The sequence below is a fragment of the Paenibacillus mesophilus genome, from assembly GCF_005938385.1.
Taxonomy (GTDB): Bacteria; Bacillota; Bacilli; order Paenibacillales; family NBRC-103111; genus Paenibacillus_AB; species Paenibacillus_AB mesophilus.
In genome coordinates this window covers 181,526-201,250 of sequence record NZ_VCRA01000010.1, presented here as the reverse complement: position 1 = coordinate 201,250, position 19,725 = coordinate 181,526, and the positions used below count along the sequence as shown (strand labels likewise).

Below are 19,725 nucleotides of genomic sequence, written 5' to 3'. Positions count from 1 at the left end.
TCATCCCCCCCTGACCATCCGCTCCATATAAGGAACAACGTAGTCGGAGACGAGCCGGGTAGGCATCGGCCAATCGAGGCCGAGCGAGTAGAGGATGTACATGCCGGCGCTTAATGCGGCCAAGGCGGCATAGATCCACTTTTGCGCGGCGGATACCTTACGCATCGGCTTCCATTGAACCGCCACGGTCAGTCCGATGCCGAGCCACAACAATACCGCGAACAGTGCGTTACTCATTCTGCCGCTCCTTCACGCTTATATTTTTCGAGAACATGCCCGTCCGGTTCACATTGACACTAGCCTCCACGCGGAGCTGAATATTCCGGATGTCCGAAGGCCAATTCCTCCCCCAATCGCTGCGCCAGCGTCCGGGAAACGTGCGGCTGAGCATGGCGCCGAAGCCGGGAATATCGGTCCGCTTCTTCCGGATGATGTCCCCGACGGTCTGCAGATCATCGCGGATTTTATGCTCCAGCTGCCGTTCCAGAAGCGCGACATTATTTCTGTTCTCGTAATCCCGGCCGTCCGGTGCCTCGATAATCGTCCCTTCGCCTTCGATCTTGATTCTGTAGTGAATCTTGCCTTCAGCGATATAGGGCTTCATGCTGCTTTGCCCTCTGCGGAAGGCGACGCTCACCAGGCCTCCTTCTACTTCGACCGTCTCCAAATACGGTTTAAACGAATTTTTGAGCCAGCGGATGCCGGTAGCAGCATCCCCTTTGGCAATGCCGCTCATCCGGCCCCCGGACGTATAAGCGAACCCGGTTATTTGCAGCTCTTCGTTCGGCTTGTCGCTTCCTTCCGTCTTCACCGCTTCCACGTAGGGGAGAAGCGCGTCTTGGCCTTCCCCGCTCAGTTCCGACACTACGTCCTTGACTTGTATCGAAATCGTCGCATCCGACTTGAGAAGCTCCCGCAGCGCTTCCGCAGAGAAGCGCTCCAGCTTGGGCGTGGCGTTCAGCACGTCCAACGCCTTTCCTTTGGTGACGGCAATATAACTGGTCAGCCGGTTTTCCGGAACTCTGCCGGCAATATCCATCATTTCCGCCAGCCCCGCTTTGGCCGCCTCCTCCCCGATAAGCAGCACTTTGCGGTGACCGGAGAAGAGACGGCGGGAAAGCCGGCTCTGCAGCTTGTTATAGGCTTCCCGGACGGTCCGGCCCGTTTCCGAATCGATCGTGTACGGACGGTTGCCGCCGCTCCCGCCCCCGCCTCCGGACGCTCCCCCCATATTTCCCGGCAGCGGGACGAGTATGCTCACCCGATAGCCGTCCTTGTCAATATCGATGCCGCTCGCCAGCACGATCGCGATATCGTTCACTTCCGTCCTGTCCCAACAGCCGGTGAGCAGCATGGCCACACTCAATCCGGCAGCGAGCACGATCATACGACTAGGCTTCATTGTCTTGCTTCCGCCCCGTTTCATTCCGGTCACCCGCAGCCCGTTTATTTCCATGCCCGCTTCCGGTTTCTTCGCCCAATCGGGTCAAGTTCGCTACGCCCAGAGACAGCGGACGCCGCTTCATCCGCCACCACGGAGCGCGAACGAGCGTATCCTTCAAATCGCTGAGCGTCATCGGGCTGATCGGAGACAAGTACGGGATGCCGAATGAGCGAAGTCGGGCCAGATGGCCGATAATGAACATGACGCCGAGCACGATGCCGTACAGCCCGAACACGGAAGCGAGCAGCATGAGCGGAAACCGGAGCAGGCGGACGGAGATGGCCGCGTTGAACTTCGGAATCGCGAACGAAGCGATTCCGGTAATCGATACGACGATTACGAGCGGCGCGGATACGATTCCCGCTTCCACCGCCGCCTGGCCGACCACGAGCGCCCCCAATATGCTGACCGCTTGGCCTACCGCCTTCGGCAGCCGGACCCCGGCCTCGCGCAGCGCTTCGAACGACAGCTCCATGATGAGCGCCTCGACCACCGCCGGAAACGGGATCGCTTCGCGTGCGGCCGCTACGCTGAGCAGCAGCGTCGTGGGGAGCATCTCCTGATGGAACGTCGTCACCGCTATATACAGGGCCGGCGTCGTAAGCGCGATAATCATGAATTGGATGCGGATCAGCCGAAGCAGCGAAGAGATTTGGAACCGTTCGTAATAATCTTCATTCGCCTGCAAGAACGACCAGAACGTTACCGGCACGATCAGCACGAACGGGGTCCCGTCGGTCACGATCGCCACCCGGCCTTCCAGCAGAGCGCCGGCGGTCGTGTCCGGCCTCTCCGTATACATGATTTGCGGAAACGGCGAGTAGCCGTGATCCTGGATCAGCTCCTCCACATATCCGGACTCCAGGATGCCGTCGATCCGGATCGCTTCGATCCGGCGCACCACTTCCTTCACCAGCTCCGGATCGGCCAGCCCGTCGATATAAGCAACCGCGATGTCGGTATTCGTTTCTTTGCCGACGACGAGCGGCTTCATTTTCAGCCGGGGCGACTTGATTTTGCGCCGGATCAGCGCCGTATTCGTACGCAGCAGCTCGGTGAACCCTTCGCGGGGGCCGCGGACGGACGATTCGGTCTCCGGTTCGGCAACGGTCCTGTGCTCCGCTCCGCGAAGCCCCATGATCAGCGCGCGATCGTTCCCGTCTACGAGCAGCCCGGCATCCCCGCCCAGCACACGCTGCAGCATATCCCCGAAGTTATCCGCATCGGAAATTTGCGTTACCGGCAATGTCCGGCTGCTTACTTCCTCCAGCAGCGCACGGTCTCCTCTGTGGATCATTAAACTGCCGGCAACCCGGTCGACCAGCTCCGTATCGGACAATCCGTCGACATAGCAAATAACGGCTTTGACGCCGTTCTCCATCCGGAACTCGCGAATGACGAAGTCCGAGCTCTCGGCCATAATGCCGTTCAGCTCCCGTACGTCGTCCTCGATATTCCCGCTTAACGGCATTTTCTTCAAACTGCCGATGTACAGCTCGTCCTTAACCGGCTCCTTCGACGGTCCGCGCTTCGTTGCCCGGCTCATGATCTTCCCCCTCCCGGAAACATCAAGTAGAATATGCTTATGTTACCAATTTGTCCGCCGGGCTATCCCCTCCCGAAACAAAATAGCGCCGGAACGTTCGTTCCGGCGCTGTATTCGTACCTTATCCGGCAGCAGGATTAAGATTCGCTGCTTGCTTGTCCACTCTGCTTCAGGGCATTCAGCTCCCGCTTCTCTTCCGCGAGCATCTCCTCGGCGAGCTCGACCGGAGCCTGATTATAGCTGAGACCGGCTTGATCCACCGAGCGTTCGGCTTTGGCGATCGCGTTCTCCGCTTGGCTTATCGTCTGCTCCGTCGGATGCGTCTCGGCCTGGGATACGGCGTTATGCGCCGTCTCCACCGAATTTTGCGCTTGGGAGATCGGATTTTGCGACTGCAGGCTGGAATCGTACTTCATATGCGTGGCCTCCTGTTGTTCATTTCGTGAATTGCCCGGTTCCCGTCTTACTATGACGAATCCGCTGCAATTTTATACCTCGGGATACGGAGACGCTCCAATGGAGGGAAAATCATGAATAAGACACGATTAAGTCGGCCGATCATAGGATAATAGTAGTAGAAGAGGCGACACTCGGGAGGCGTAAGGATGAATAAGGAAGCGTATATGCAAGAAGCGATCGCTATGGCGTGCGAGAATGCGAAAGGTACGCGCGGAGGCCCGTTCGGCGCCATAATCGTAAAAGACGGCCGAATCGTCGGCCGGGGGGTGAACGAAGTCACCTCCGGCAAAGATCCGACCGCTCACGCGGAAGTGCAGGCGATCCGGGATGCGTGCCGCAACCTGGACGATTTCCAATTGACCGATTGCGACGTGTACACCAGTTGCGAGCCTTGTCCGATGTGCCTCGGCGCCTTGTACTGGGCGAGAGTGCGCACCGTTTATTTCGGCTTCGACCGCGACGATGCGGCTGCGGCAGGCTTCGACGACAGCTTGATCTATGAAGAAGTTCCGAAGCCAGCTGCTGAGCGCCTTCTTCCTATGATCCGACTGGAACCGGACGCTTCGGCCGCAAGCCCGTTCGACCTATGGAAGCGGTCCGCACTCAAGACCGATTATTGATCGGCTACGGAACGGCTTCCACCTCGGAACGATTCAGCTCGTTTAAAGCCCGCTCGATATTCCGGCAAACGGTTGCTCTGTCGTACAGTCCCGACCAATACAGCTTAGCCTCCCGGTACACCGCGTTCAGCTCCTTCGAGGTCAGCTGCAATTCGGAGGCAAGCCGGAAGGTCGGGATAATTTCCCGGTACAAATAATAGCGGGACGGACGGGGCAATTTGTCCTCTCCCGTCCATTCGGCTGCCCGCTTGTTGGCCGGTATGCTGAGCGTATGGCGGTGTATGTTCAACTGCGACTCGTAGGACCGCAAAAAGTCGGCAAGCAGCTTCGCGGCTTCCTTCACTTTGGACTTGCGGTTGATGGCCAGGCCGATGACGATCATCAAGGTGCGGAATTCGCGAAGCGAAGGCAGCGGCGCGATTTCGAACGGAAAATCCGCATCCTTCAGCTCGTTTAACGACGAGTAGGAGGTGATGATGATCGATACCTTCTGCTGCAGGAACAGCTCCTCCGCATCGGCATTGCTTGCCGACAGCATGGACGGAAACACGTTCTCCATGCCCAGCAAATCTTTGCATACGTCCAAGCCTTCCATCAGCTTCTCGCAGTCCAGCCTGTACGTTCCGTGTTCGTCCGGCACAAACTTCATGCCGCTCTGAAGCAGGAACAGCGGCCACCGGTTGCGCGCCAGCATGTGATAGTAGAAGCCGTACCGTTCATTTCCGACGGCCAGCCGCCGGGCGGCGTTGAACAAATCGTCCCACGTCCAGCCGCTGTCCGGCTCCGGCAAGTCCTTCTCGATAAAATGCCGCTTATTATAGCAAAGAACGAGCGGGGTAAAAATAAGCGGCTGTACCAGCTGCTCGCCGTTCGCCACGAACGGTTCGGTCAGGAACGGATAATGATGCGGGTCGGTCTCCACGGGCTCGAGCAGATCGACGGCATCGTTTTCCTGCAGAACGGTGAAGTTGTAATCGTTCATCGTGAAGACGTCCAGCAGGTTGGCGTCCATATATTCTTTGTAGAAGCCGAGATAATTGCTTGTCGGCACTTTCAGCGTCTGCACCTGGATATGCGGATAGCGCTTATGGAATTCGTCCAGCAAAAAGTCGATGCCGGTTTCCAGGGCGATCGTTTCGTGATAGCCGAACCGGATCACCGTATTCGTTTCCGGGGACGGGGCGGCAACGCGATTCCCGACCTTGGGGATTTTCTCGATCAGTCCTTCTTGAACGAGTACTTCCAAGCCTTTGCGGACGGAGTTGTTGCTCAGCTGAAACTGCTTCCCCAATTCGGCTTCCGACGGCAAATATTTGTCGACGCCGAGCCGGCCCGTTAAAATATCCTCGCGCAATAAGTCGACCATCTCGTCCAGCCGGACCCGAAATGTTTTTCTGCTCGGTTTCTCCGCCATTGTACTACCTCGCTATCCGATTTCCTTTTTCTAGTAAGCATAGCGAAAACGGTGCCGCTCTTCAAGCGCTTCCGCCAGCTTACGCAAAATCATTTCGAGGTCACGGTTATGCGGTTCGTCTCCACAATCGTCCCCTGCAGATCGACCCGGGCCCATATTTCCGCGGTGCCGGCTTTGCCTGCGACGAGCTTGCCGTTCTCGAAATCCGCTACTGCCGGATCGCTGCTGAACAGCATCGGGTTGCGCCTCTCCAGATGATCCACCGTACGCCCTTGCTCCAGTAAACCTTTAATGAACAGCTCGGCGGTGCAGCCCTGGCTCAGCTCGCATACCGAGGCCGTGAGCTCCGCTCCGACAGGCCGTACGATGAGCCCGGGAATCGTCAGCTTCAGCAAGTTCGGGCCTTCGGTCAAATAAAAGTGGCCGAAATCGTCCTGAGCGAGCCAATTCCGCTTGCCGGCATCGCGTATGATCGTCATTTGCTTGCTGGCGGCGTCGATCCTGAAAAATTTGCTCCCTTGCACTCCGTATACATTGCCGTCCGTCCCGATTTGAAATTGCGTATCCCGCCACACCGTACTCGTATACGATTTCGGGATCAGCTGCTGCGTATGGACCACTTGTCTCGTCTGCGGATCGAATACGAACAAATAGCCTTCGGCCGATCCCCAAATCATGCCGTCCGGCCCCGCGATCAGCTCGGTAACCGCTTTTTGGCCCGGAACGGGGACGATTTCGAACACCTTCTCCTTCTTCTCCATATCCCAGACGAACAGCTTCGCCTCCGTCTCGACCGGATCCATTCCGAGACCGCCCCATATACACGTTCCGCCGTAAATGAAGCCGTCCTTGTACGCTACCGCCGTCACGCTTTGACGCTCGACGGGAGCCCAGTACGCTTCTCTTTCGCCGCTTATCAGGTCATAGATGACGAGCGCCCCGCCGAGCATGCCGTATTTCGGCACCGTGCCGATGATGAGCTTTCCCTCGTCATGGGCAATTGTCCCCGCGAGACCCCGGTCTTGATACTTCACGTCATAAGCACTGAAAAGCAGCCTCGGGTTCGGCGCTTCCTTGTCTTGGACGTTCCACGGCCGTTTCGTATCGAACTCGAACACCTTCATGCCGGTGTACGCGGAGAAATAGACGCTGTCCTTGTAGCTGTACACGCGGTCGGTCTGGGTCGCCGACAGCTTCTGCCCGTATCCGAGCGTCTCATTCGTATATTGTACCGTCGCTCCGGTGAATGGATCGAAGCAAGCGTTGCCGCCGGACAAATATCCGCTCGTATAAATCGTTCCGTCATTCGCCTTCGCCGCAGTCTGCAGCTCGGTCGGTTCGCCTTCGATATCGAGAGCGGTTAGCGAGGAATGCCCCGTCTCCGGATTGTATTTGAACAGCTTCGCTTCCGTCGTCATTCCGACCAGCGTAAATCCGGGATAGTCCGGTTCGTCCAGCCGGACGAACGCGAAGCCGTTTATGTTGCCCCCCGAATGAACGGGAAGCTGCACATATTGGCTCGTCTGAACGTCGTAATAGCCGAGCTGCGCATTGTTCGTGTAGTACACCTTGTCTTCGACGGGTGATTTGGGCGACATTAACCGGGAAGAAGCGTTGTCCACCGTATCGTCGAACCGCCCGGTCGCCAGATCCAGCGCAATCAGCCCGCTCGGGGAGAAGCGCATGAACAGCTTGCCTGCGGCGACGGTCATATCGAATACGAATTGGCCGGAAGCGAACGGTTCGGGCAGAGGGATTTCCGTTTTCACGCCCGTTCCTCGGTTGTAACGGATCAGATGGACGTGTGAGCCGATGCCGAAATAGGCGTCGTCCCGTTCCGGATCGTAGGCGACCGAATAAGCATACGATTCGTTGTCCATAATCCGGCCATAGCTGGTCAAAGTTCCGCTCCGCGTATCGAATTCGAACGCTTCGCTTTTGCTGTACGTGCCTCCGATCAGAATACCGTCCGGACCGTTCTTCATGTCGAACAGCTGGGAGCCGTTCACGGCGCTGACGAACTGTACGCGATCCGCCCCGGGTACGTATTTGAACAAATAGCTGGGCGTTCCCGCCAAATAAACCGTTCCGTCGGGCTGTACGGCCAATCCCCGGACATAGGTGTTCGCATACGTCCTGCCGTTCACCGTATCCTCGACCGGAATTTTCGCGACAAGCTTGCCCGTCTTGACGTCGGTTACGAGGAGTTTGGCCGGAATGCCTACCAAGGTCGTATAGGCAACCGTATTTCCCGAAGCATCCCGGCCGAACGCCGTCCTATGCGTATTGACCGTATGAACTTGGGGGCCGAGATCGATCAGCTCGAACTCGACGCCCCCTCCCTCGGCCTGCGATTTGCTTAAAGTAAGGTTCTCCACGTATCCCGATCCTTTCGATGCCGATGTCGATCACCGGCTCCGTTCCGCACGGAGCCGTGCCGCCGGCTTATTTGCCTTGCTGGGCCCCTATCGCCTTCTCCAGCCGCTCCGATGCGTTCCGCAGCGCCGTATTGATGTCGGTCCCGTTCAGGTACTCCTCCAGCGCCGTATACCCTTCTTTATCGGCCAACGCCTGATAGGCCGACTTTACCGTAGGAGGTGCAAACGTTTTCGGAAGCAGCGATTTCACATTGCGGTTTTTCAAATACGGTGCGTCTTTGCCGAACGAATCGAGCAGCTTCGGATCTTTCAGCGACGAGAAGGTGGAGCCGTTGGCAACCATCCATTGCTGGAATTCTTCGGATGTCACGTATTGCATGACGTTGAAGGCCGCCTGCTTGTTTTTGCTCATGCTCGTCAGATAGAAGTAGTTCGGATAAGATTGCATGCCGATTCCGGGCTTCTCCGGCAAGGACGGCGCCTGCACGACGTCCCAGTTCGGGGAGGCCGGCTCGTCTTTGGGCGGGCTGTTCAGCGTCAAGTACATCGCCGCCGTATGGTTTTGCAGGAAAGGAGTCGATTGCGACGACAGTGTAAATTTGTTGTTCGGCAGCTCGTTTCCGGGAATTTGATAGAACCGGGCGTAGTTCAAGATCGCCTTCTTGAACGGCTCCTCGGTCATTCTCGATTTCTTCGTCTTCGGATCGACGAACTCGGCTGAATATTGATTCAAGAACAGCATGTGCTGGAACGCCATCGTAAGTCCTTTGTACTGGATGCCGTTTTCCTTGCGGGTCATTTTCTTGGCCAGCTCGTACAGGTCATCCCACGTCATGCCGTCCTTCGGATACGGGACGCCGAATTTGTCGAACAGATCGCGGTTATAGAACAGCGCTCCCGACGAGGTGCTTACCGGCAATCCGTACATGCCGCCGTTCGCGATCTGCTTCTGAATTTCCACCGAGGTCGGCTCCAGCTTGGACAGATCGTAGCCGCTCGATTTGATCAGCTCGCTGATGTCGTACTGCAAATTCAAATCGGTCAGAAAAGCCGAAGTAAGACCGATCGAGCTGATCATAATATCGATCGTCTGTCCGGTCGTTATGAGGTTCGTAAGCGTCTTCGAATCTTCCTGCATAATATACTTGATCGTATATTTGGGAAACTTCTCGCGGATTTTGTTGCCGTACCGCTCGTTGAAAGCTTCCTCCGCTATTTTATTGCTCGTCATGTAGAACGTAAGCTCCGCCGGCTCATCGCTTTTCGCCGCCGGTTTGGCCGGCTGCTTGGCGGCATCGCCGCTCCCCCCGGTTGAACCGCATGCGGTAGATACGGCCAATGCCGCCGCCGTCCATACAATTGCCCATGTACGTTTCATTCGAACATTCCTCCCAGATTGTGTTATGTGCTCGGGTAGTGACCCCCAAATGTAAAACGCTTTCAAACAATGTTGTACGTGTCATCTCATTCATAAACAAGATCAAAAGTCGAAACGCCGTTCCCCCTGAATGAAAAATTGCATATCGCAGTCGTTACAAATCATACATTTGAGCCGAAAACCCCCTCCTTTATTAACGTCTCTATCCACTAATTCATATCTACCATTTATCGATGTAGTATTTCTTATACTAAAGCGGATTCATTTTAGTGTCAACCCCATTTTGAGTTAAATGTGCACTAGATATTATGTCGAAATGAAAAAAGGCCCCACCCATGTGGAGCCGCCGCTTCTTCCAAGGTACGGAAATAGTTAGTCGTCGAACAAATCACTTTTTTCCTGTCCAGCGTCAGATCCGGTCCGGCAGTCTTCCGTGTAGCTGAATAATAAGAAAAACGTCTATCGACGTACTTCAAGGATAAGCGACCGCGATTTAGAGGAAATTTTTCTTGGTTCAGAAACTCGTACTTCGCTTTAACGTTTTAGCGAAGTTAACTTTCTGAATCTATAAAAAAAGACCTACTCATCACGAGTAGGTCCGTTCTGTTCGCATGTCCGAAATGCTTTTTCTTAATTGTTTCATTCGGGAAAGCTTATTCTCTATAGCCTTTGCCGTAGAACGCCGCAGTTGTGGCGGCGTGAGTAATACCGTATCTTTCGAGAGTTCAAAGCTGACTGTATTTGTCGGCAGTAATTTTCCCCTCTGAACTACTACAGCATAGCGCTTTGGTCTTGCAGCGACTCTGATACCGACTGGAGTTACTGCAGCGGTACCGCGACGAATATTACCTTCTGGGCGTCCTTTATAATTCTTCATTTCTGCAGCCCTCCTAGAATCGAATTCAGATAATCAAATACCAATGCATTAGCATGTGAATTTATTATACCATCAATTATAAATTCGTTGTACTCCTCAAACATCATCTGACTCCACTCAGTTTCTTCGGGGAAATGATAGGAAATAACATATTCTTTGACCTTAGAGGTCAAATAAAACATACCCTTCGATTCAATGTAGGATAATACCGGTTCTTCATCCGAATAGTTGTTATAGGTGGTCGCTACAAATGACGATTCGTCATTTAGTTTGAAGTCTTTGTCACCATCTGTGTCACCCTCGGAGTGAATGATTTTGAGAGTATCGTTTTTTGCGGTACATCGGTTCACATCGCCAATTTTGCTCTTAGTTAACTTAAAGTCCTCTACGATTGTCGCACCCGCTAGATTTTCAAGCGCTATTTAAATAGGATAAATATACCCTCGTCGATCTGAATACAATCGAATGTGCCATCACTGCGGCTAGTCGTCGAACAAATCAAGCTGCACGGGCGATACGGGCAGCGCCGGATAGCCGAGACCGAGCATATCGGCGAGCATCAGGGCATTGCCCGCCGCATCTCCCCCGGAATTGTTGTTGAAAATGACGCATATTTCGTTCGTCCCCTCCTGCAGCCGTACGAGCCGTTCCGCCCACTCCGCCAGCTCTTCCCGGCTATAGCGGTACAGGTAGCGGACGTCCCGCCAATTCGGTTCTCCGCTGCTGTGCCATCCTTCCGCATTGCGCCCGTGAAACCGGACGATCGTCAGCTCCGGGTGGGTCGGCACGTCCACGATCGGCACCGAACCGACACCGGCTTGAGGCTCGTCGCAAATGCTGTGCGCCCAGCCCTCCCGCTCCATGAACTCGAGCGTCCGCTGGCGCATCCCGGGCGCGAACCAGCTCTGATTGCGAAACTCCACGCGAGCGGCATCTCCCCCATGCGTTCCTTGGCGCTTCTTAGTTCGTCCACATTGCTGCGTGTACAGTCGAACCAAGGCGGGTATTGGAACAGCACCGCCTTCAGCTTGCCCGCCTCGCGCAGCGGCCGGATCGAAGCGATAAAAGCTTGGAACATCGCCTCGGTCGATTCGTGCGAAGGCTTGCCGCGCTGATGGCCGGTCATCCCTTGATAAGCCTTGACGACGAAGCCGAAATGACCGGGCGTTTCCTGCGCCCATTTCTCATAATTCCGCTCCGGCTGTATCGCATAAAACGAGCTGTCCACTTCCACGATCGGGAACGTTTTGCCGTACGTGCGCAGCTTGTCCTGTGCTCCCGTCCCGGGCGGATACAACGCCTCTTGGTCCCCCCAGCCCGCGAGTCCGATCCGAATCATATTCTCCGCTCCTTGCCGATACGCTTGTGTCCCCTATTGTATCACAACTTACGAAGTTCCTTAATGAACTGCGGCTTTGGTGCTTTTCTCCAAAATTCAAGAAAAAAATTTAAAGGATACCCCCAAAAAACGGCGAATCCTTCCGAAACCTATATACGCAGACCGTAATCGCTGGCCAGAGACTCATACCGACAATCTTAATGAAGGCGGTGTTGGATCATGGAATGGATGATTATGTTGTTGGCGGTGCTTCTCTTGATTGCTTGGATCGCCCTTCGCGGGGCAGGCTGGAAGACGCTGCTCGTCGGAAGCGGAGATAGCGGAAACGAGCTGGAAGCCAAGTATGCGTACCTGAAATCGAACGATGTCAAATGCCGGCTCAAATTCGAAGAGGCGGCAGGGATGGGGATCGCCCAAGCCGACGTTGCCGGCAGAGGACGCTCCACCGTCAAGTTGGACGTTCACAAGAATGATGTGGAGCGGGCTAACGAGCTCCTCCGGGAATTCGATCGACCCTTGCCGCTATAACCGGACACGATACAGAATGAACAAAAAAGGTCATGCAGGATACCCCTGCACGACCTTTTTTGTTTCAAGACGACTGCTCCAATCGCCCGAACACCTTCAGAAAAGACTCGGGGGGCTGCGCTCCGGATAACGCAAACTTGTTGCCGACGATAAAGAAAGGAACGCCGGACACGCCGATCCGCCTCGCCATCGCAAAGTCCTCCTCGACCTGCGCTTCGCCCTCGCCGCGGTCCAGCCTGGCGCCAAGCTCCGCCGAATCGAGTCCGAGCTCGTCCGCAATTTGCAGCAGCACCGACCGTTCCCCGATATTGCGGCCTTCCTCGAAATAAGCCCGGTGAATCGCATCGACCAATTCGGCCTTCGGTTCGTCCGGGGAAATGGCAATCAGCCGAAGGCTGAGACGCGTATTGGGCATATATTCGACTTTGCCGAAATCGAAATGGAGCCCTGCGGCCGCCCCGGCCTCCACGACCCGGCCGAGCATGCCCTCCTGCGAAAATTGCTCGCCGTACTTTTTCTTCATCGTGTTCATGAAAGGAAGCCCTTCCTTCGGTACGCTCGGATCGAGCATAAACGCCCGGAACCGGAACTGGGGACGCTCTCCGCCGCGCATGGCGAGCGCCTGAAACAGATTCGCTTTGCCGATCCGGCACCACGGACATACCGTGTCCTGGAAAATATCGATGATCATCGGGGCATTCCGCCTCCATTCCTGAAACAGATGTACTGCCCCTAGTGTACCCGAAATTCGCCGGGAGAGAAACGTATGGTATAGTAATTCGTAGTAGAAATGAACGTAAAAAGCGAGGGAGGCGTCGGCCGCATGTTCCGCAACGATTATGTCATGCGCTTGATCGAGCAGTTCGGCAATGCGCTCGGGGTGTTGCTCGGGTTAAAGAAGCAGATGAAGCCGCAGGAAGCGATGGAGCTTGTCGGCGAAACGTACAAGCGGCTATTCGGGCTGAACCCGAATCTGATACGGGCGTTGTCCGAGCGCGATCTGACCGATTTGCTCAATCGGGACGGGGAAGCGACAGCGGAGAAAATGCTTATTGTCGCCGGCTTGATAAAGGAAGAAGCCGATCTGTGCGCCATATTGGAGCGTCCCGACGAAGCCTACAGGCTGAATCTGAAAGCGCTGAACTTGACGCTCATGGCTGCGGGCGAGAATGACGCCGCGGAATGGCTGGACGTTCATGGGCAAGTCGAAGAACTGCTCACGCGTCTAAGCGGCTATGAGCTGCCCGCCGAAACGAAGCAATTGCTGTGGACCTATTATGATTCGGTCGGGCGGTTTGCCGATGCGGAGGATATTTTGTTCGACCTGCTCGACCGTTACGGCGCCGACAGGGCCGATCAAGCCGCTTACGAACAGCTGCTTGAGCAGGCCGAGCAATTTTACGAACGGCTGCTCATTTTGGACGAGGATGCGCTGGAAGCCGGCCGGCTGCCGCTCGATGAAGTGCAGGACAGTCTGGAGGAAGTTAAGGCCCGGGCTTCGGAGCTGGATCGGGACGGACCGTAGGAGGAGCGAAAATGGGCGTACCGCTTAGCGGTTCCGCTCCTCTTCGTCGAATAGACCCAGCTCGCGGGCTTTTTGGGCCGCTTCCTTGCTGCTGCCCCCGCCCAGCTTCTTCAAAATGTTGCCGACGTGCACTTTGATCGTACGAATCGAGACGACCAGCTTGTCGGCGATCGCCGGCTGCGACATCCCTTTATCGATCATCTCGAGCACCTGGAGCTCGGAGGGCGTAATTTTCTCCTGCAGCTCCTTTTTCTTGTACGACTGCTCAAGCTGCTTCAATCGCCTGAACTCTTCGCGCATTTGTGCGGCGGCTGCCGCGCTGATCGGAGATTCGTTGCGGTAAGCGTCCCGGATCGCGGCGGGTATCCGTTCGAAGTCGGATTTAATCAAATAATCGGCCGCCCCCGCCCGGAATGCATCGAACATGAGCTCCTTCAGCTCCATCGATGTCAGCATCAGCACCTTCGCGCCGCCGCGCATCAGCACTTCTTGCGCCAGGCTGATTCCGGCGACCTCATCCGCCAGCATAATATCCATCAGGACGATGTCATAATCCAGTTCCCGAATCGCTTTCGCGGCTTCCTCCGTCGTACCCGCGCTCGCGACGACGGCGATGCCCGGCTCGCTCGCCAAGTAGGAGCTTAACCCCCGTAGCCAATCCGGATCGTCCTCTACGATGAGCACCCGAATCTCGTTCATCCGCTCTCGCTCCTTCTCGTTTTCTTCGGAAACCGCATAACCGCCGTCGTTCCTTTGCCGGGCTCGCTGAACAGGTCGAAGCTGCCGCCGTGCTTTTTCATGACCTGGTAGCAATAAGATAAGCCGAGCCCGAAATTCATCCGGCGGTCGCCCTTTGTCGTGAAGAACGGCTCCATGACTTGCTTCAGCAGCTTTTTATCCATTCCCGGACCGGTATCCTTGATTTCGGCGACCGTATATTTTTTGATCTCATACAGCTTTACGGTAATATCCCCGCCGTTCGGCATCGCCTCGATCGCGTTTGTCAGCAAATTATTCCACATCTCCGTCGTCTGCGCACGATCGCAGTACAGCTCGAGCGATTCCGGAACGTTCAGGTGAATGCGGACTGCCGACGATTCGGCGGCCAGTTGGTCGCACAGCGCCGCAAGCATCGCTCCGGGTTTGTTCCATGCCAGCCTGAGCGCCAGCTCCTGCGTCTGATCCTGAACGCGGGCAATCATCTCCTGAATGTGCCGGGTCGCCGCCAGCACGACCGTGATATCCGCGGCCAGCTCCGGCTGCTCCGTCCGCTCGGCATAAGCGCGTATTTTCTCGCCGAACAGCTTCGTCTTGCCGACGTCGTTCTTGATCGCATGGTTCAGCACGGCCGTTCCCGACGTGACGGCCCGGATCGACACATCCAGCTTCCGGGTCTGGATCAGAAACCGGATACCGAGAAAGCCGTATTTGAAAATCGCCACCGTGAACACGAGCACCGCGAACGCGATAATCCATGTATTGTAACGCCACATCTCAATAAATCCGAAGCTCGGTAGGACGTAGTTCATGACCGAGCAGAGCAGCACCGTCGGCACGATCGCAAGCCCGGTCAGCCGGTCGTTCAGACGCAACGTCGCATGCGTCTCCCTCTTGAAGACGATCCAGAGCGAGGCGAGTCCCACGGCGGGGACCGCCCATGCCGCCGTCAGCCGAAACGGAATCGGGTGAATCGGCCGGACGAACAGCAGCGTTGCCACGATCGGTACGAGCATCACCAGCGCGAGCCATCTTTTGCGGCTCGGAGTCATATAGGCCGGATTGTAGCTGAACGCGAACATGACGAACGTGTAGGGCAGTCCGTAATATTGCATCAGCGACGAAAGCACCCGCACCCCTTCCATAAGCGAGATCACGCTGTCTTCGGCATGACGCTCCTGCGCAAACGGCAGCAGCGTGTCCCCGATCACGGCCGACAGCGCCCCGGATCCTCCGCAGAAGGCGACGCCGCTCAGCCACCGTATCGAGCTTTTCCGTGCATCCGATACGAGCAGCACGACGCCTACGCCCCACAGAGCGATCAATACAAACAGCATAGCCCACGTTCCTTTCCCCGCAGCAATGTATCCCAATATTGCCATTATATCACGGAAATCTTTCTTGCTCTGTGGGAAGCGAGAACGAAATGTTCGCAAAAAAGCGAACCGCATTCGTCGAATGCGGCTGTTCCGCTGCCGCGAGGCGTCAGACGGCCGGGGATCGAGCAGCATGCCGACCGCCAGGACGGCGGCCAGTCGCGACATGTTAAACAAACGGGCCGCCCTTGCCAGCTTTCACTGACGGGGCGACCCGTTGACTTTGTACCGATCCGATCGTTACTTCGCGCCGGGATCGTACGAGCTTTTTAACGATACGATGCGGTTGAACACCGGTTTGCCCGGGGCCGTATGCTTCGAGTCGACATTGAAATAGCCGTGGCGGAAAAATTGGAACTTCTCTTGCGGCTCGACCTCGGTCATGTTCGGCTCCACGAATCCGTTCACGATTTCCAGCGAATTCGGGTTAAGCCTCTCCAGGAAGTTGTCCATATCGACCTTCTCGTCCAGCACGAGCGGCTCATACAGCCGGAATTCCGCCGGAACGCCTTGCGTCGCATCCACCCAGTGGATCGTCCCTTTCACCTTGCGGCCGGTAAACCCGCTTCCGCTCTTCGTCTCCGGGTCGTAGGTGCAACGGATCTCGACGACGTTGCCGTTCTCGTCCTTGATCACTTCTTCGCACTTGATGAAGTAGGCGTGCTTCAGCCGAACTTCGTTGCCCGGGAACAGCCGGTGGTACTTCGGCGGCGGATTTTCCATGAAATCGTCCTGCTCGATCCAGATCTCCCGCGAGAACGGAATGAGCCGGTTGCCCATCTCCGGATTCTCGGGGTTGTTCTCGGCTTCCAGCATTTCCACTTGCCCTTCGGGATAGTTCGTAATGACGACCTTCAACGGCTGCAGCACGGCCATCGTTCTAGGCGCCTTCAGCTTCAAGTCTTCACGTAGGAAATGATCGAGAAACTGCGCATCGACGGTCGAAACCGCTTTGGCCACGCCTACTTCCCGCATCAAATTACGGATCGCTTCCGGCGTGTAGCCCCGGCGGCGCATTCCCGTAATCGTCGGCATACGCGGATCGTCCCAGCCGTCTACGACTTTCGTGTCGACCATCATTTTCAAGTAACGTTTGCTCATGATCGTGTTGGTCATGTTGAAACGGGCGAATTCGTACTGACGGGAGACGTGCTCCATCTCGCATTCGCGGATGACCCAATCGTACAACGGGCGATGATCCTCGTATTCGAGTGAACAAAGCGAATGTGTAACGCCCTCCAGCGCATCTCCGATCGGATGCGAGAAGTCGTACATCGGGTAAATGCACCAGGCATCGCCCGTCTTGTGGTGATGCGTATGTAGGATGCGGTACAGCACCGGGTCGCGCATATTGATGTTCGGGGACGCCATATCGATTTTGGCGCGGAGCACCCGCGTCCCGTCCGGGAATTCGCCGGCCCGCATACGCGCGAACAAGTCCAAGTTTTCGTCTACGGAACGGTTGCGGTATGGACTGTCTTTGCCCGGTTCCGTCAACGTTCCCCGCGCTATGCGCATTTCTTCGGCCGATTGATCGTCGACATAGGCTAAGCCTTTGCGGATCAATAGAACGGCGCGTTCGTAATTTTCCTCGAAATAGTCCGATGCGAAATGCAGCTCGTCCCACTCAAAGCCGAGCCAGCGAATATCGTTCAGAATCCCCTCGACATATTCGGTATCTTCCTTGACCGGGTTCGTATCGTCGAACCTCAGGTTCGTCCGACCGCCAAACTCGTCTCCCAACTCGAAGTTGAGGCAAATCGCCTTGGCGTGCCCGATATGCAAATAGCCGTTCGGCTCCGGCGGGAACCGTGTGATCACCTGGCTCGTCCGGCCCTCTTTCACATCTTCCGCAATAATGGTCTTAATGAAATTGGATGAAGCCGTCTTCGTTTCCATCTCTGCCGCTTGCCTTCCCTTCCTCCGATTATGTATCTCGTTTGCTATATCTCTATATCATACACAAAATTGTGGGAAAATATAAGAATTCCTTTTTAACGAAGTAATTCGATGATGTACAGCCGCGGTTTAGTGGTTGGAATTCTTGCGAATCCGTATCGGATTCTAAAAGGAGAACCTCTTGTCGAAGCAATTCGAAGAGGTGCGACCGCAGTTTTAGAGGTGGGTTTCCTTGGTAAACCATTTCGCTTTCGCCTATCACTTGGCGATCTTGAAATGGTTTATCGATAAGAATTCCTTGGATCGAAGCAACTCGAAGAGGTGCGAACGCGGTTTAGAGGTAGGTTTCCTTGGTAAACCATTTTCGCTATCGCCCCGTCTCCTTGGCGAGATTGAAATGGTTTATCGATAAGAATTCCTTAGATCGAAGCATCGTCACTTTGAAATAAATGGATAACATGCAGGTAAAAAGCTGCATTAAGGCCTGTTTCAATGATTTAACTGGAAAACATGCAGCTTATTGCTTGCCATAATGGCAATCCTCGCCAATTCGGGAAAAATAACTGGACTTTTTCCAGCTAACTGAGAGCGCAAGCGGCGTTTCGCAAAAAATAACTACATCTTTTCCATCTACGGACAGGAGGAACTGCCGATGTGAACGGAACCATCTCACGCGAACCCTCCAACCAGTTCTCTCCCGCAAGTTTTATCTCCATTAGTTCAATAAATCGCAAAAACCCCCTACAGCCCATTGGCTACAGAGGGTTCAATTCTATATATCGCTACCGGACGCGGACTTTGTTCTAAGGGATAACGATTTCCTTATTAGCCTTGTCTTCCCCGTTCCGCAAAGCCGTATTAATATCCATGCCGTCAACCATCACATTTTTGCTGACTTCCGCATTCAACATAGCATTGATTTTGGGATCATATTTGGAAGCCTCCGGCAGTGGGGAAGGGGTTACCTTGAAAATCGCCTGCAAATTTTTCCCTTTATACGTGTTGCTGTCCGAACCGTACACTTTCCGGATTTCTTCGTTTTTCAACACGGACAATCTTCCGGCCTTGCTCAGCATCGTCTGCACGTCTTCGCTCAGCAAGCTCAGCACCACTTGGTAAGCGGCCTCTCTGTATTTGCTCGATTTGTTGACGACCGCCATATGGAAGTCGACCTCTTTCCCTAAGCCCGGCCGATCGCGGTAGCTCGGGTGGGCGGTCAAGTCCCATTTGAAAGCATCTTTCGTTCCGGCCTTGTCGAAGAAGGAGATATAAGAAGCAATCCAGTTCGGATACATTGCCATCCGCTGCTCCTTGAAGAACAGGTCGGTCGAGTGAATGTGCTTCCCGTTCTCCAGATAGCCCGGGATGGAATAAAACTGCTTCAGAAGCGAGAACACTTGGGCATGCTTGTCGGTTGTCAGGGAAGCCTTTCCCTTGGCCTTATCGAACACGGGCACACCGTACTGCCAGTACATCTGTCTCAGGTCGGGCGGCATGACGCCGATATAGTTCGTATTGCCGTCTTTGCGGGTCAACTTTTTCCCGAGCTCCAACACCTCTTCATACGTCATGACGTCCTTCGGATAAGCAACGCCGAATTTATCGAAAATATCTCTATTATGAACCATCGCGCCATAGTTCATGGCAAACGGCATCCCGTAAAACGCTTTCTGCTCTCCGAGCTTCTGCATCTGCTGCACGACGGCGGGCTCGAGCTGTCCCAGGTTAACGTTGTACGTTTTGATCATGGCCGTTAAATCTTCCGGGATCGCGGCCTCGAGCACGGTGGCCAAAGAAGGGTTGCTGACCAAGACCATGTCGGGAATCGTCCCGGCTGCAATGAGCTTGTCTAGAGGATCGCGCGTCTGTTTCAGAGTGATCTGAGGATACTTCGCTTGTATGGGTCCAACAAAAAACTTTTGAAACTGCTCATCCGTCGTAGCGGTGTTGATATCCAGCACCAGAAGCTCCGAGGGCCCTCCTTTGTACTCGGTCGTACTTGCTTTGCCTGCGGGTGCGTTCGTGGTGGCGCTATCCTGCTTCTGCCCTTGGCTGCATCCGATGACTGAACTCGCGATGACTGATAGGAATGCCAGCGATGATACAATACGAAATTTGGTCAATTGCCATCCCTCCCTAACACTAGTTGAGAGCGCTTCCAATATTCCTGTTGTATACATGCACATCAACGCGCTGTGTAATATTATTTCACAATTCCTTCCTCG

At 55.1% G+C, this 19,725-nt stretch carries 16 protein-coding genes and 1 pseudogene; 3 read left to right on the top strand and 14 right to left on the bottom strand.

The features are described 5' to 3' along the window. The 4 genes from FE783_RS19510 to FE783_RS19495 form a co-directional block, all read right to left on the bottom strand. Complete coding sequence (locus FE783_RS19510; protein ID WP_138881058.1) at nucleotides 1-237, bottom strand: hypothetical protein; 237 nt, start codon at nucleotides 235-237, stop codon at nucleotides 1-3. Beyond that, nucleotides 230-1,402, bottom strand: coding sequence for a Ger(x)C family spore germination protein (locus FE783_RS19505; RefSeq protein ID WP_158301910.1), 1,173 nt, complete (start codon nucleotides 1,400-1,402; stop codon nucleotides 230-232). Before FE783_RS19505 ends, FE783_RS19510 begins: the two co-directional genes overlap by 8 nt. Beyond that, entirely contained in the window at nucleotides 1,392-2,990 is a 1,599-nt protein-coding gene (locus FE783_RS19500; protein WP_138881056.1) for a spore germination protein, read from the bottom strand. The genes FE783_RS19505 and FE783_RS19500 overlap by 11 nt, the downstream gene beginning before the upstream one ends. Before the next feature lie 137 nt (nucleotides 2,991-3,127). Next, nucleotides 3,128-3,406: a hypothetical protein gene (locus tag FE783_RS19495; RefSeq protein ID WP_138881055.1), complete on the bottom strand. Its 279-nt coding sequence runs from the start codon at nucleotides 3,404-3,406 to the stop codon at nucleotides 3,128-3,130. A gap of 189 nt (nucleotides 3,407-3,595) precedes the next feature. On the opposite strand from FE783_RS19495, the gene FE783_RS19490 reads away from it, so the two are divergent. After that, a complete protein-coding gene (locus FE783_RS19490; RefSeq protein ID WP_138881054.1) occupies nucleotides 3,596-4,069 on the top strand; it encodes a nucleoside deaminase in 474 nt (157 codons plus the stop codon). A 4-nt stretch (nucleotides 4,070-4,073) separates the two neighbouring features. Here FE783_RS19490 and FE783_RS19485 read toward each other — a convergent pair whose 3' ends face one another. From FE783_RS19485 to FE783_RS19465, 5 genes and pseudogenes are all read right to left on the bottom strand, one after another. Then, complete coding sequence (locus tag FE783_RS19485) at nucleotides 4,074-5,483, bottom strand: extracellular solute-binding protein (RefSeq protein WP_138881053.1); 1,410 nt, start codon at nucleotides 5,481-5,483, stop codon at nucleotides 4,074-4,076. A gap of 89 nt (nucleotides 5,484-5,572) precedes the next feature. Then, nucleotides 5,573-7,861 carry a hypothetical protein gene (locus FE783_RS19480; protein WP_138881052.1) on the bottom strand — a complete coding sequence of 763 codons (2,289 nt, stop codon included), beginning with the start codon at nucleotides 7,859-7,861 and terminating at the stop codon, nucleotides 5,573-5,575. A 67-nt stretch (nucleotides 7,862-7,928) separates the two neighbouring features. Further along, on the bottom strand, nucleotides 7,929-9,239 hold the full coding sequence (locus FE783_RS19475; RefSeq protein WP_138881051.1) for an ABC transporter substrate-binding protein: 1,311 nt from the start codon (nucleotides 9,237-9,239) through the stop codon (nucleotides 7,929-7,931). 586 nt (nucleotides 9,240-9,825) lie between these two features. Next, nucleotides 9,826-10,116 carry a hypothetical protein gene (locus FE783_RS19470; protein ID WP_138881050.1) on the bottom strand — a complete coding sequence of 97 codons (291 nt, stop codon included), beginning with the start codon at nucleotides 10,114-10,116 and terminating at the stop codon, nucleotides 9,826-9,828. Between the two features lie 482 nt (nucleotides 10,117-10,598). Then, nucleotides 10,599-11,455 (bottom strand): annotated as a pseudogene (locus FE783_RS19465) (DUF72 domain-containing protein). Nucleotides 11,456-11,674: 219 nt separating this feature from the next. On the opposite strand from FE783_RS19465, the gene FE783_RS19460 reads away from it, so the two are divergent. Then, the gene (locus FE783_RS19460) at nucleotides 11,675-11,983 is read left to right on the top strand and encodes a hypothetical protein (protein WP_138881049.1); all 309 of its coding nucleotides are present in this window, start codon (nucleotides 11,675-11,677) and stop codon (nucleotides 11,981-11,983) included. 64 nt (nucleotides 11,984-12,047) lie between these two features. Here the strand turns inward: FE783_RS19460 and FE783_RS19455 are convergent, their stop codons facing one another. Then, nucleotides 12,048-12,674 carry a DsbA family oxidoreductase gene (locus FE783_RS19455; protein ID WP_138881048.1) on the bottom strand — a complete coding sequence of 209 codons (627 nt, stop codon included), beginning with the start codon at nucleotides 12,672-12,674 and terminating at the stop codon, nucleotides 12,048-12,050. A gap of 132 nt (nucleotides 12,675-12,806) precedes the next feature. On the opposite strand from FE783_RS19455, the gene FE783_RS19450 reads away from it, so the two are divergent. Continuing rightward, nucleotides 12,807-13,508, top strand: a complete 702-nt coding sequence (locus FE783_RS19450; RefSeq protein ID WP_138881047.1) for a DUF6483 family protein — start codon at nucleotides 12,807-12,809, stop codon at nucleotides 13,506-13,508. 24 nt (nucleotides 13,509-13,532) lie between these two features. Here FE783_RS19450 and FE783_RS19445 read toward each other — a convergent pair whose 3' ends face one another. The 4 genes from FE783_RS19445 to FE783_RS19430 all read right to left on the bottom strand — a co-directional run bounded on the left by FE783_RS19445 (nucleotide 13,533) and on the right by FE783_RS19430 (nucleotide 19,623). After that, nucleotides 13,533-14,207: a response regulator transcription factor gene (locus FE783_RS19445; protein WP_138881046.1), complete on the bottom strand. Its 675-nt coding sequence runs from the start codon at nucleotides 14,205-14,207 to the stop codon at nucleotides 13,533-13,535. Further along, nucleotides 14,204-15,562: a sensor histidine kinase gene (locus FE783_RS19440; RefSeq protein WP_158301909.1), complete on the bottom strand. Its 1,359-nt coding sequence runs from the start codon at nucleotides 15,560-15,562 to the stop codon at nucleotides 14,204-14,206. The genes FE783_RS19445 and FE783_RS19440 overlap by 4 nt, the downstream gene beginning before the upstream one ends. A 279-nt stretch (nucleotides 15,563-15,841) precedes the next feature. Then, entirely contained in the window at nucleotides 15,842-17,500 is a 1,659-nt protein-coding gene (locus FE783_RS19435; RefSeq protein ID WP_138881044.1) for a glutamine--tRNA ligase/YqeY domain fusion protein, read from the bottom strand. Nucleotides 17,501-18,303: 803 nt separating this feature from the next. Beyond that, nucleotides 18,304-19,623 carry an ABC transporter substrate-binding protein gene (locus tag FE783_RS19430; protein WP_158301908.1) on the bottom strand — a complete coding sequence of 440 codons (1,320 nt, stop codon included), beginning with the start codon at nucleotides 19,621-19,623 and terminating at the stop codon, nucleotides 18,304-18,306. Between the last annotated feature and the right edge of the window lie 102 nt (nucleotides 19,624-19,725).

Coding starts and splice junctions, on each gene's coding strand:
- FE783_RS19435 (WP_138881044.1), bottom strand. CDS start 17,500: ATGGAAACGAAGACGGCTTCATCCAATTTCATTAAGACCATTATTGCG.
- FE783_RS19445 (WP_138881046.1), bottom strand. CDS start 14,207: ATGAACGAGATTCGGGTGCTCATCGTAGAGGACGATCCGGATTGGCTA.
- FE783_RS19490 (WP_138881054.1), top strand. CDS start 3,596: ATGAATAAGGAAGCGTATATGCAAGAAGCGATCGCTATGGCGTGCGAG.
- FE783_RS19505 (WP_158301910.1), bottom strand. CDS start 1,402: ATGAAGCCTAGTCGTATGATCGTGCTCGCTGCCGGATTGAGTGTGGCC.
- FE783_RS19455 (WP_138881048.1), bottom strand. CDS start 12,674: ATGATCATCGATATTTTCCAGGACACGGTATGTCCGTGGTGCCGGATC.
- FE783_RS19500 (WP_138881056.1), bottom strand. CDS start 2,990: ATGAGCCGGGCAACGAAGCGCGGACCGTCGAAGGAGCCGGTTAAGGAC.
- FE783_RS19450 (WP_138881047.1), top strand. CDS start 12,807: ATGTTCCGCAACGATTATGTCATGCGCTTGATCGAGCAGTTCGGCAAT.
- FE783_RS19485 (WP_138881053.1), bottom strand. CDS start 5,483: ATGGCGGAGAAACCGAGCAGAAAAACATTTCGGGTCCGGCTGGACGAG.
- FE783_RS19495 (WP_138881055.1), bottom strand. CDS start 3,406: ATGAAGTACGATTCCAGCCTGCAGTCGCAAAATCCGATCTCCCAAGCG.
- FE783_RS19475 (WP_138881051.1), bottom strand. CDS start 9,239: ATGAAACGTACATGGGCAATTGTATGGACGGCGGCGGCATTGGCCGTA.
- FE783_RS19460 (WP_138881049.1), top strand. CDS start 11,675: ATGGAATGGATGATTATGTTGTTGGCGGTGCTTCTCTTGATTGCTTGG.
- FE783_RS19440 (WP_158301909.1), bottom strand. CDS start 15,562: ATGCTGTTTGTATTGATCGCTCTGTGGGGCGTAGGCGTCGTGCTGCTC.
- FE783_RS19470 (WP_138881050.1), bottom strand. CDS start 10,116: ATGAAGAATTATAAAGGACGCCCAGAAGGTAATATTCGTCGCGGTACC.
- FE783_RS19510 (WP_138881058.1), bottom strand. CDS start 237: ATGAGTAACGCACTGTTCGCGGTATTGTTGTGGCTCGGCATCGGACTG.